The organism is Stenotrophomonas sp. PE591 (genome assembly GCF_018320795.1).
In the GTDB taxonomy this organism is placed as follows: domain Bacteria; phylum Pseudomonadota; class Gammaproteobacteria; order Xanthomonadales; family Xanthomonadaceae; genus Stenotrophomonas; species Stenotrophomonas maltophilia.
Genome location: NZ_JAAOKO010000001.1, coordinates 964,523 through 975,932, shown reverse-complemented (window position 1 = coordinate 975,932; position 11,410 = coordinate 964,523). Strand labels below are relative to the sequence as shown.

Below are 11,410 nucleotides of genomic sequence, written 5' to 3'. Positions count from 1 at the left end.
CCGATCAGCTCAGGGTGATTGCGGTTGCCGGCCAGCGGCCGGCACTACCGGGGGACGCCCAATCCCGAACCAGCCCAGCGTTACTCCGCACAGGGGGCCGATCAGCAGGGCGAAGGCGAGGGTGCCGACACCGACGTTGCCGCCGAGCCACCAACCCAGCAGCAGCACGCTGCCCTCGATCAGGCTGCGCACCTTCCAGATCGGCCAGCCGGTGCGGGCATGCAGGCCGGTCATCAGGCCGTCGCGCGGGCCGGGCCCGAGCTTGGCGCCGATGTACAGGCCGGTGGCCAGGGCGACCAGCAGCATGCCGGCGCAGAACATCGCCAGCTGCCAGCCAAGGCCGACCGCCGGGGGAAGCAACCACAGACCGAACTGCGCGGATGGGCCGATCAACATCACGTTGAGCACGGTGCCGACGCCCGGCTTCTGTCGCAATGGCCACCACAGCAGCAGCACCAGGGCACCGATCACATTGGTGGCCAGGCCGAACGATAGCGGCGTCTGTGCGGCGATGCCCTGCGACAACACGTCCCAGGGGGCCACGCCGATCGCTGCACGGATCATCAGCGAGGCGCCGAAGCCGTACAGGAACAGGCCGATGATCAGTTGCAGCAGACGCAGGGGCAGGGCGGTGGGCATGACGGCGCTCGGGGAGAGGGGAGGGATCTGTTTCCACCGTAATCCCGATTCAGTCACTCCCATAGATACAGATGCCGGCCGATCCGCCGCTACAGGAGTCGTCGATCCTGCGTATGGGCCGTTCTGTGGAGCTGGGCCATGCTCCGGCTGCTTTGCCTGGCACCGCCAGCCGAACATGGCTCGGTACTGCACCGGCGTTCCAGCCTGGCTCAGTCGCCCCAGCCGGCCAGCGCCAGCTTGCCCACCGTGCGCCCGCTGGCCAAGCGCTGATGCGCGATGTCCAGATTCGCCGCATTGATCGCGCCCAGCGTCTCGCTGAGGGTGCCGCGCAGCTGGCCAGCGTCGATCATGCTGGCCGCGCGGCTGAGGATGCGGTGCTGTTCGATGCGGTCCGCCGTGGCGAAGCGCGAACGCGCGAACATGAACTCCCAGTGGATGCCGATGCACTTGGCCTTGTAGGGATCACCGATGCGCAGCGCGCCGCGCGGTTCGACGATGAGGCCGACATGGCCCTGTGGCGCCAGCAGCTGACCCAACGCATCCCAGTAATGGTCGGTGTCGGCCAGGTTGAGCGCGACCTGTACTGCGTCGATGCCCAATGCCTGCAGCTGGGGCAGCAGCGGCTGCCGGTGGTCGATTACATGCTGGGCACCCATCTGCCGGCACCAGTCGATCGACGATTCACGCGAGGCGGTGGCGATCACCTCGAATCCAGCATGCCGGCCCAGCTGGATCGCCATCGATCCAACACCGCCTGCTCCGCCGATCACCAGCAGGTGCTGGCCGGCATGGCGGCGATCATCCAGCTGCAATGGCATGCGCTGGAACAGCAGTTCCCATGCGGTGAGCGTGGTCAGTGGCAGTGCGGCCGCTTCGGCGAAGTCGAGCGTGGTCGGCTTGCGCGCTACCAGCCGTTCGTCCACAAGATGGAACTGCGCATTGCAGCCCGGCCGGGTGACATCACCGGCGTAGTAGACCTCGTCGCCGGACGCGAACAGGCTGGCGTCCTCGCCGATCGCTTCGACCACACCGGCGGCGTCCCAGCCGAGTACGCGGGGTGCTTCGAGCGTGGCCGGATCGGTGGCCGCCCGCTGCTTGCCGTCGACCGGGTTCACCGAGACGGCCTCGACCCGGATCAGCAGGTCGCGGCCACCCGGAGGCAGCGGCGGGGGCAGGCGGATATCGCAGAGGGCGGGGGCGGATTCACGACTCAGGGCGACGGCTTTCATCTCGGCTCCGGCTGGGTACGTGGCTCCATCATAGAGTTCCTCACGTTTCAGCAGATACGCTGAATCGGGTGGCGCAAGCTGTTGCGCAATATGTCGTATTCCGCACTTAAACCCCGTCAAACCCTTGCAGCGTGAGGGTCTTGCGGATTTTCATCATCCTGTATAGGGTTTCAACGTCGGACCGGTGGAGGGTCGGGCGCGATACTTCACATGTTACGGGACTGTTAACATGACCTTCACCCGCCTGAGCATAATGTTCGCGGCGGTGGCGTGCTGAATCGGCTGTCGAACATCGACGCACTAGTGCTGGCCCATGCCTCTACCGGTTTCATACCCCCGAAATAGGAGCTGTACTCAATGAACAAGAAGATCCTTACTGCCGCGCTGCTGGGTGGTCTGGCTTTCGCCCAGGCTGCGTCCGCGCAGGAGTTCGATGACCGCTGGTACCTGACCGGTTCGGCCGGCTTCAACTTCCAGGACAGCGACCGCCTGACCAATGACGCTCCGTTCGTCACCCTGGGCCTGGGCAAGTTCATCAGCCCGAACTGGTCGCTGGACGGTGAGCTGAACTACCAGAACCCGAACTTCGACGCCAACAAGGACATGAACTGGTCGCAGTACGGCGTCTCGCTGGACCTGCGTCGCCACTTCATCAAGGAAGGCCGCGGCTGGAACCCGTACCTGCTGGCCGGCCTGGGCTACCAGAAGTCGGAAGAAGAGTACAACCCGATCAGCGGTGGCCTGGCTGACCGCAAGGACGGCAACTTTGCCGCCAAGGTCGGCGTCGGTCTGCAGACCACCTTCGAGAAGCGCGTCGCTGTCCGTGCCGAAGTCGCCTACCGCGCTGATTTCGACGACCAGAGCGTGAACCCGAAGCGTGCCGGCAACGATGAAAGCTGGTTCGGCGACGTGCTGGCTTCGGTCGGCGTCGTGATCCCGCTGGGCCCGGCTCCGGTCGCGGCTGCTCCGGCTCCGGCTCCGGTTGCCCCGAGCTGCGCCGACCTGGATGACGACGGTGACGGCGTCAACAACTGCGACGACAAGTGCCCGAACTCGCAGCCGGGTCAGACCATCGGTCCGGACGGTTGCCCGGTGCCGGTCTCCATCGACCTGAAGGGCGTCAACTTCGACTTCGACAAGTCGAACCTGCGTCCGGACGCCGTGGCGATCCTGAGCGAAGCCACCGAGATCCTGAAGCGTTACCCGGATCTGCGCGTTGAAGTCGCCGGTCACACCGACTCGAAGGGTACCGACGCTTACAACCAGAAGCTGTCGGAGCGTCGTGCTACCGCCGTGTACAACTACCTGACCAAGAACGGCGTTGACGCCGGTCGCCTGGTCGGCCCGATCGGCTACGGCGAGAGCCGTCCGATTGCTCCGAACACCAACCCGGATGGTTCGGACAACCCGGAAGGTCGCGCCAAGAACCGTCGTACCGAGCTGAACGTCCAGAACTAAGTTCTGACGCTCTGCCAGTAGGACACAGCAGGACCCGGCTTCGGCCGGGTCTTGTTGTTTCTGCGGCCCGGAATCCGGTGCCTGCCGCTCCGGGGGTAACCGTTCGTCGGGTTTTTGTCCGTAAAACCAATGGGTTGCCGTATTCATTGAAAGTGGCGCTTGAAAGCTGTCGCGGCATTGCTAAACTCGCCGCGTCACTTCCTTTCCTGGATGCCCTTCATGCTGCGCTCTGCATCGGCCGCCGTTCTGGCGCTGGCCCTGGTTCCCGCCGCCCACGCTGCGGTCGATTGCTCGGTCAACACCAGCGCCTCGCCGCTGCCGTTGCCGGCCACGACCATCGCGCCAGTGGCCGACGAGCTCTACATCCGTGGCAACCAGCTGGGCATGCCGGCCGGCGTGCTGAGCAGCAACTACGATCCGTCGCAGTCGCTGGACCAGGTGCTGCAGCGCCTGCGCATCGATGGCTGCCAGAACATCGCCAAGGCCATTCCGAGCGCACCGGCGGTGAAGCCGAACGATCCGGCGGCCTACAAGCCGCAGACCGAATTCGACAACACGCCCTGGCGCTTCGACATGAGCCAGAACGGCAAGCGCATGACCGCCGAAGAGTTCGACGCCTGGATGAAGGCGCGTGGCGTGCGTGTGGTCAAGGCGCGTCCGGCTCCGGCCGCCACTCCGGCCCCGGCCGAAGCACCGGCTGAGACCAAGCCGGTCGACAAGAAGTAAGCGCCGCGGGGAGCAGAGGCTTGCGCACGCGCCGCCCACCTGCCGCCCCCGCCGCCCGCTCCCACGCATCGCGTGGGCGTGCGACTCCCGCTGCCACAGCCGCCGGTGTCCGTCATGGCCTGGCGCGCGTGCTGTCCAAGGCCGGCGTCTGCTCGCGCAGCGAGGCCGCGCGCTGGATTGCCGAGGGCCGCGTACGCGTCTCCGGCCGCATCGTGCGGGATCCCGAGTTCCCGATTGGCCAGCCGGCGCCGCCGATCGAGGTCGATGGCCAGCCGATGGGCGCGCCGCAGCGCCTTTACCTGATGCTCAACAAGCCACGCGGGGTGGTGACCACCGCGCAGGACGAGCGTGGCCGCGACACCGTCTACCGCTGTTTCGATGGTGCAGGGCTGCCGTGGATCGCGCCGGTCGGGCGCCTGGACAAGGCCAGTGAAGGGCTGTTGCTGTTCAGCAACGATCCGCAGTGGGCGGCGCGCCTGACCGATCCGGAAACGGGTCCGCAGAAGACGTACCACGTGCAGGTCGACCGCCTGCCAGATGACGCCACGCTGGCGGCCCTGCAGGCTGGCGTGGATGACGAGGGCGAGTTCCTCGTGGCCCAGGCCGTGCGCGTGCTGCGCAGCGGCGACAAGACCGCGTGGCTGGAGGTGGTCCTCGACGAGGGCCGCAACCGCCACATCCGCCGCCTGCTGGCGGCCTTCGACCTGCAGGTGCTGCGCCTGGTCCGGGTTGCGATCGGCGGGCTGCAGCTCGGCGATCTCGGCAAGGGCCAGTGGCGGATGCTGGAGGTCAATGACCAGCAGCGGCTGGGGGCCGCTGCACCGGGCTGATCATCGCCCGCGGCCGGCGGTTGCCGGCCACCGTTCCAGGCGTAGGGGGCGCCTGGTTGCTGAACTTCCCGAACGGAGCCTGCCCATGTACCACCCGACCCTCAACCAAACCCTGCGCTGCGCAGGCCTGCTGCTGCCGATGGTGCTACTGACCGCCTGTGGTGGCCACAAGAAGGTGGCCAAGGCAGAAACGCCGGCCGAAACCCCGGTGGTGGAAGTGAAGACCCCGGAGCTGGATGGCCGCGGCAGCTACCGCTTCCTGATGAGCAACGGCGACAAGAAGATGACCGCCGATGAGTTCGATGCCTGGATGAAGGCCAACGGCATCCGCGTTGCCAAGGGCAACGGCCAGGACGCTGCCGCCAAGCCGGTGGTGGTGGCCAGCAAGGACGAGCCGAAGGGCAAGAAGAAAAAGAAGTGATGCCGGGAAGGTGCCGACCTCGGTCGGCACGCCCTCAAGCTCCGGTAGGTGCCGACCTTGGTCGGCACGCTTTGACCGCTGGGATCAACCCTTGATCACGCCCAGCTCGACGCCAATGCGGGTGAACGCATCGATCGCGCGGTCCAGGTGCTCGCGGCTGTGCGCAGCGCTGATCTGGGTGCGGATGCGCGCCTGGCCCTTGGGCACCACCGGGAAGAAGAAGCCGATCGCGTAGATGCCTTCTTCCAGCAGGCGCTCGGCGAACTTCTGCGCCAGCGGCGCGTCGTACAGCATCACCGGGCTGATCGGGTGCACGCCCGGCTTCACGTCGAAACCGGCGGCGACCATCTTTTCGCGGAAGTAGCGGGTGTTCTCCACCAGGGTGTCGCGCAGGTCGTCAGCGGCGGCCAGCATCTCGAATGCCTTGATGCCGGCGGCCACCACATGCGGCGGCAGCGAGTTGGAGAACAGGTACGGCCGCGAACGCTGGCGCAGCAGCTCGATCACCTCGGCGCTGGCGCAGGTGAAGCCGCCCAGTGCGCCGCCCATGGCCTTGCCCAGGGTGCCGGTGATGATGTCGATCTTCTCCAGCACGCCCTTCACTTCGGCCGAGCCACGGCCGGTGGCGCCGAGGAAGCCGGTGGCGTGGCACTCATCGATGTGCACCAGCGCGTTGTACTTCTTCGCCAGCGCGGTGATCTCGTCCAGCGGGGCAATGAAGCCGTCCATCGAGAACACGCCGTCGGTGGTGATCAGCTTGGTCTTGCAGCCGGCGGCATCGGCGGCCTGCAGCTGGGCTTCCAGGTCGGCCATGTCGCAGTTGGCGTAGCGGAAGCGCTTGGCCTTGCACAGGCGCACGCCGTCGATGATCGAGGCGTGGTTCAGTGCATCGGAAATGATCGCGTCGTTCTCACCGAGCAGCGGTTCGAACAGGCCGCCGTTGGCGTCGAAACAGGCGGCGTACAGAATGGTGTCCTGCTTGCCGAAGAAGTCGGCGATCTGCTTCTCCAGCTGCTTGTGCAGGTCCTGGGTACCGCAGATGAAGCGCACCGAGGCCATGCCGAAGCCGTGGGTATCCAGCGCATCCTTGGCGGCCTGGATCAGGTCCGGATGGTCGGCCAGGCCCAGGTAGTTGTTGGCACAGAAGTTCAGCACCTTGCGGCCATCCTCGAGGGTGATCTCGGCCGACTGCGGGCTGGTGATGATCCGCTCGGACTTGAACAGGCCCTGGGCGCGGATGGCGTCCAGTTCCTCGGCGTAGTGGCGGGTCAGGGCGGAGGAGGCGTCGGTCATGGCGTGGGCACGGCTCTGAACGGGGAAACCGTTGATTCTACCGGGCTACGACGGCCTTCGACCGGGCCGGGCAGGGCACCGCCACGGGTGGCACATGTTGCATCGCAATAGCAAACGGGTTAAAAATTCGTGAACCGCGCCTGTCTGGCGCCGGTTGCCCGCTCCCCCTTCCCGCCCCCGCCACCCTCGGAGACGCCCATGAAGCACGCCCGTGCCTGCCTCGCCATTGCCGCTGCCCTGACCCTGGCCGCCCCGTTCGCCGCCAGCGCTCAGGAAAACGAATCGCCGTACAGCTGGAACGTCACCGCTGTTTCCGATTACCTGTTCCGTGGTGTGTCGCAGACCGACGAGGATCCGACCCTGCAGGCCGGTTTCACCTACACCAGCCCGGTTGGCCTGTACGCAGGCGTGTGGGGCTCGGGCGTGGATTTTGGTGCGGGTGACCCGAAGACCGAGGTCGACTACCTGATCGGCTACGGCGTGGACGTCACCGAGCGCGTCAACTTCGACGTGCTGCTGAACCGCTACACCTACCTGAAGTCCAGCCACCAGAACTACAACGAGCTGATCACCACCACCACGCTGGATGACACCTACAAGCTGACGGTGGCCTACACCAACGATGTCTGGAACAGCAGCACCGATGGCTGGTACTTCGGCCTGGGCGGCAGCTGGGGCCTGCCGAAGGACTTCACCTTGAATGCCAACGTCGGTCGCAGCACCTTCGAGGACGGCATCGCCAAGGACTACACCGACTGGAACGTCGGCGTCGCGCGCCAGTTCGGCCTGTTCAACGTCGGCCTGGGCTACTACGGCACCGACGGCAACGGCCGTGACAATTCCGGCAAGCTGGCCCACAGCCGGGTGATGCTGAGCGTCGCCGTCGGCAAGTAACGCCGCAGGCGTTACGGGTAGTGCCGGCCGCTGGCCGGCAACACCAAAGAAAAAGGCGCCCATCGGGCGCCTTTTTCAATTTCAAGGTGTGCCGAGCAAGCTCGGCACCCACCCATCGCGCACGGCGAAGGGTCAATTCCAGCTCAAAACAACCTTGCCGGCCTTGCCTTCTTCCATCAGGTCGAAGCCCTTCTGGAAGTCGTCGATCGGCAGCTGGTGGGTCATCACCTTGCCGAGCGGGAAGCCGGACAGCACCAGCTGGGTCATCTTGTACCAGGTCTCGTACATCTTGCGGCCGTAGATGCCCTGCACGGTCAGGCCCTTGAAGATGATCTTGTCCCAGTCGCAGCCGGCGCCCTTGGGCATGATGCCGAGCATGGCGATCTTGCCGCCGTGGTACATGCAGTCGAGCATGTCGTTGAACGCACGCGGGTTGCCGCTCATTTCCAGGCCCACGTCGAAGCCCTCCATGTGCAGTTCCTTCATCACGTCCTTCAGCGACTGGTTGGCCACGTTGACCACGCGGGTGGCGCCCATGTCGGCGGCCAGCTTCAGGCGGAAATCATTGACGTCGGTCACCACCACGTTGCGTGCACCGATGTGCTTGCAGATGCCGGCGGCGATGATGCCGATCGGGCCGGCACCGGTGATCAGCACGTCCTCGCCGATCACGTTGAACTCCAGCGCACAGTGCGCGGCATTGCCGTACGGGTCGAAGAACGCAGCCAGCTCCGACGGGATCTGGTCCGGGATCGGCCACAGGTTGCTGGCCGGCATCACCATGTATTCGGCGAAGGCGCCGTTGACGTTGACGCCGATGCCGACGGTGTTCGGGCACAGGTGCGGGCGGCCGCCACGGCAGTTGCGGCAGTGGCCGCAGACGATGTGGCCTTCGGCCGAGACGCGCTGGCCGATTTCATAGCCGGTCACGGCCGAGCCGAGTGCGGCGACGCGACCGACGAATTCGTGGCCGATGGTCAGGCCCGGCTTGATGGTGCGCTGGCTCCACTCGTCCCACAGGTAGATGTGCAGGTCGGTACCGCAGATCGCGGTCTTCTCCAGCTTGATCAGGACCTCGTTCGGGCCCGGGGTCGGCACCGGAACTTCTTCCAGCCAGATGCCCTTGGCCGCTTCGCGCTTGACCAGGGCCTTCATCGTTTGCTGCGCCATCGGGGTGGAACTCATCAGGGGGAAAGCGCGGATTATAGGGTGCCGCGCGGATTTCCCATGTTGCGCTGCGGGTTCAGTGGCGGAACGAAAGGCGTGCGCCGGCGGGCGTTTCGAACGTGCCGCAAACAGCAGCGCCTCCTTGATTCCGGGGGAGGGGGCGTGGTCACCCAGGCCGGGACACGCAAAAGCCCATCCATGGTGCTCGATGGCGCCTTGCTCGTGCGCGCTGTCCTGCGCACACGGCAAGACCGGGGTTGGGCGTCCTGCCCAACCCGCCAGTCGCATGCGCCCGGCCCATGGCGCCAACGGTCCCGGCCAGGGTGACCACGCCCCCTCTGGACGATTCCATGTGCGCGGCCGACGTGCGCATGGCAGCGCGAGAAGTAGGCCCATGACTTCCGGGGTTCGGGGCGGGGCAGGGCGGCGGGCTACAATCGAGGGTTCCACTACCAGGGGCCGCTCCATGCGCTCGAACCTGCTTGCATTCTCCATCGTCGCCAGCCTCGGGCTGGCCCAGGTCGCCCATGCCGCTGAAGGCATGTGGGTGCCGCAGCAGCTGCCGGAAATCGCCGGCCCGCTGCAGAAGGCCGGCCTGAAGCTGTCCCCGGAACAGCTGTCCAACCTGACCGGCGACCCGATGGGCGCGGTCGTCGCCCTCGGCGGCTGCACCGCCAGCTTCGTCTCGCCGCAGGGCCTGGTGGTCACCAACCACCACTGCGCTTATGGCGCCATCCAGCTGAATTCGACCGCGCAGAAGAACCTGATCAAGGACGGCTTCAACGCGCCGACCCTGACGGACGAACTGAGCGCCGGCCCGAACGCCCGCGTGTTCGTGCTCGACCAGATCACCGACGTCACCACCCAGGCCAAGGCCGCCATCGCTGCCGCCGGCAACGACCCGCTGGCCCGCAGCCGCGCGCTGGACGCCTTCGACAAGGCCCAGGTCGCCGCCTGTGAAGCCGATGCCGGCTTCCGCTGCCGCCTGTACAGCTTCTCCGGCGGCAACACCTACCGCCTGTTCCGCAACATGGAAATCAAGGACGTGCGCCTGGTCTACGCGCCCCCGGGCAGCGTCGGCAAGTTCGGCGGCGACGTCGACAACTGGATGTGGCCGCGCCACACCGGCGATTTCTCGTTCTACCGCGCCTACGTCGGCAAGGACGGCAAGCCGGCCGCCTTCGCCGCCGACAACGTGCCGTACCAGCCCAAGCACTTCCTGAAGTTCGCCGACCAGCCGCTGGGTGCCGACGACTTCGTGATGGTGGCGGGCTACCCGGGCCGCACCAACCGCTATGCACTGGCCGGTGAATTCAACGAAACCGCCAGCTTCACCTACCCGACCATCGCCAAGCACTACAACGCCGTGCTGAAGATGATCGCCGACGCCGGCAAGGCCGACGCCGACGTCAAGGTGAAGTACGCCGCCACCGCCGCCAGCATGAACAACGTGGCCAAGAACTACCTGGGCCAGCTGGAAGGCTTCAAGCGCATCGACGCCGCTGGCCAGAAGCAGGCTGAAGAAGCCGCGGTGCTGGCGTGGCTGAAGAAGCAGGGCGCTGCCGGCAAGCCGGCGCTGGCCGCACACGCACAGCTGCTCAAGCATCTGGATACCAGCAAGTCGACCCGCGAACGCGACCTGTTCGTCGGTCAGTTCAACAACACCTCGGCCGTTGGCGCGGCGATCACCCTGTACCGCCTGTCGATCGAGCGCAGCAAGCCGGATGCCGAGCGCGAAGCCGGTTACCAGGAACGCGACCTGACCACCATCGAAGGTGGCCTGAAGCAGATGGACCGCCGCTACGTGGCGAAGATGGACCAGCAGCTGCAGGCCTACTGGCTGGACCAGTACGTGGCCCTGCCGGCCGCACAGCGCGACAACGAAGTGCTGAACAAGTGGCTGGCCGGCAGCGATGCCGCTGCGGTGAAGTCGCTGGTGGGCAAGCTGTCGGGCACCGAGCTGGGCAGCCTGGACGCACGCTTGAAATGGTTCAAGGCCGACCGCGCCGCGTTTGAGGCCAGCAATGATCCGGCCATCCAGTACGCCGTGGCCGTCATGCCGGCGCTGCTGAAGCAGGAAGAGCAGAAGAAGATCCGCGAAGGCGAATCGCTGACCGCGCGCCCGCTGTACCTGCAGGCCGTGGCCGACTACAAGAAGAGCCAGGGTGAGTTCGTCTACCCGGACGCCAACCTGTCGCTGCGCATCACCTTCGGCAACGTCATGGGCTATGGCAAGGACGGCGTGAAGTACACCCCGTTCACCACCCTGGAAGGCGTGGCGGCGAAGGAAACCGGTGAGGATCCGTTCGATTCGCCGAAGGCGCTGCTCGATGCGGTCAAGGCCAAGCGTTACGGCGGCCTGGAAGACAAGCGCATTGGTTCGGTGCCGGTGAACTTCCTGTCCAACCTGGACATCACCGGTGGCAACTCGGGTTCGCCGGTGCTGGACGCCAACGGCAAGCTGGTCGGCCTGGCCTTCGATGGCAACTGGGAATCGGTCAGCTCCAACTGGGTGTTCGACCCGGTGATGACCCGCATGATCGCCGTCGACAGCCGCTACATGCAGTGGATCATGCAGGAAGTGGCGCCGGCGCCGCAGCTGCTGAAGGAACTGAACCTGGCGAAGTGAGGTAGTGCCGGCCGCTGGCCGGCAGCACCTGCAGATACTGCCGGGCGGTGCATCCACACATGGCGTGGATCTACTGCAAATCCTGAAACCCCGCGACGTCTGTCGCGGGGTTTTTTGTCAGCAG

General features: G+C 66.0%; 10 protein-coding genes. 6 read left to right on the top strand and 4 right to left on the bottom strand.

All coding sequences use genetic code 11. The features are described from left to right. Positions 1-9 precede the first annotated feature (9 nt). The gene (locus JLDANKMP_RS04915; protein ID WP_005408232.1) at positions 10-639 is read right to left on the bottom strand and encodes a membrane protein; all 630 of its coding nucleotides are present in this window, start codon (positions 637-639) and stop codon (positions 10-12) included. 209 nt (positions 640-848) lie between these two features. Then, positions 849-1,868: a zinc-binding alcohol dehydrogenase family protein gene (locus tag JLDANKMP_RS04910; RefSeq protein ID WP_088431111.1), complete on the bottom strand. Its 1,020-nt coding sequence runs from the start codon at positions 1,866-1,868 to the stop codon at positions 849-851. A 357-nt stretch (positions 1,869-2,225) separates the two neighbouring features. Between JLDANKMP_RS04910 and JLDANKMP_RS04905 the strand changes: the two genes are divergently transcribed. The 4 genes from JLDANKMP_RS04905 (at position 2,226) to JLDANKMP_RS04890 (ending at position 5,303) form a co-directional block, all read left to right on the top strand. Beyond that, positions 2,226-3,326, top strand: a complete 1,101-nt coding sequence (locus tag JLDANKMP_RS04905; RefSeq protein WP_005408234.1) for an OmpA family protein — start codon at positions 2,226-2,228, stop codon at positions 3,324-3,326. A gap of 219 nt (positions 3,327-3,545) precedes the next feature. Beyond that, positions 3,546-4,052, top strand: coding sequence for a hypothetical protein (locus tag JLDANKMP_RS04900; RefSeq protein WP_005408235.1), 507 nt, complete (start codon positions 3,546-3,548; stop codon positions 4,050-4,052). A 20-nt stretch (positions 4,053-4,072) separates the two neighbouring features. Continuing rightward, on the top strand, positions 4,073-4,882 hold the full coding sequence (locus tag JLDANKMP_RS04895; protein ID WP_212560644.1) for a pseudouridine synthase: 810 nt from the start codon (positions 4,073-4,075) through the stop codon (positions 4,880-4,882). A gap of 85 nt (positions 4,883-4,967) precedes the next feature. After that, the gene (locus JLDANKMP_RS04890; protein ID WP_005412356.1) at positions 4,968-5,303 is read left to right on the top strand and encodes a hypothetical protein; all 336 of its coding nucleotides are present in this window, start codon (positions 4,968-4,970) and stop codon (positions 5,301-5,303) included. 84 nt (positions 5,304-5,387) lie between these two features. Here JLDANKMP_RS04890 and kbl read toward each other — a convergent pair whose 3' ends face one another. After that, complete coding sequence (kbl, locus tag JLDANKMP_RS04885) at positions 5,388-6,596, bottom strand: glycine C-acetyltransferase (RefSeq protein WP_005408238.1); 1,209 nt, start codon at positions 6,594-6,596, stop codon at positions 5,388-5,390. Positions 6,597-6,794: 198 nt separating this feature from the next. On the opposite strand from kbl, the gene JLDANKMP_RS04880 reads away from it, so the two are divergent. Beyond that, positions 6,795-7,490 (top strand): TorF family putative porin, encoded by a 696-nt coding sequence (locus JLDANKMP_RS04880; protein WP_005412357.1) that lies wholly within the window; start codon positions 6,795-6,797, stop codon positions 7,488-7,490. Positions 7,491-7,622: 132 nt separating this feature from the next. On the opposite strand, the gene tdh is transcribed toward JLDANKMP_RS04880, so the two are convergent. Continuing rightward, a complete protein-coding gene (tdh, locus tag JLDANKMP_RS04875; RefSeq protein WP_010483949.1) occupies positions 7,623-8,645 on the bottom strand; it encodes an L-threonine 3-dehydrogenase in 1,023 nt (340 codons plus the stop codon). A gap of 478 nt (positions 8,646-9,123) precedes the next feature. On the opposite strand from tdh, the gene JLDANKMP_RS04870 reads away from it, so the two are divergent. Beyond that, positions 9,124-11,286, top strand: a complete 2,163-nt coding sequence (locus tag JLDANKMP_RS04870; protein ID WP_212560643.1) for a S46 family peptidase — start codon at positions 9,124-9,126, stop codon at positions 11,284-11,286. The last annotated feature ends 124 nt before the right edge of the window (positions 11,287-11,410 follow it).

Coding starts and splice junctions, on each gene's coding strand:
- kbl (WP_005408238.1), bottom strand. CDS start 6,596: ATGACCGACGCCTCCTCCGCCCTGACCCGCCACTACGCCGAGGAACTG.
- JLDANKMP_RS04900 (WP_005408235.1), top strand. CDS start 3,546: ATGCTGCGCTCTGCATCGGCCGCCGTTCTGGCGCTGGCCCTGGTTCCC.
- JLDANKMP_RS04910 (WP_088431111.1), bottom strand. CDS start 1,868: ATGAAAGCCGTCGCCCTGAGTCGTGAATCCGCCCCCGCCCTCTGCGAT.
- JLDANKMP_RS04880 (WP_005412357.1), top strand. CDS start 6,795: ATGAAGCACGCCCGTGCCTGCCTCGCCATTGCCGCTGCCCTGACCCTG.
- JLDANKMP_RS04905 (WP_005408234.1), top strand. CDS start 2,226: ATGAACAAGAAGATCCTTACTGCCGCGCTGCTGGGTGGTCTGGCTTTC.
- tdh (WP_010483949.1), bottom strand. CDS start 8,645: ATGAAGGCCCTGGTCAAGCGCGAAGCGGCCAAGGGCATCTGGCTGGAA.
- JLDANKMP_RS04915 (WP_005408232.1), bottom strand. CDS start 639: ATGCCCACCGCCCTGCCCCTGCGTCTGCTGCAACTGATCATCGGCCTG.
- JLDANKMP_RS04870 (WP_212560643.1), top strand. CDS start 9,124: ATGCGCTCGAACCTGCTTGCATTCTCCATCGTCGCCAGCCTCGGGCTG.
- JLDANKMP_RS04890 (WP_005412356.1), top strand. CDS start 4,968: ATGTACCACCCGACCCTCAACCAAACCCTGCGCTGCGCAGGCCTGCTG.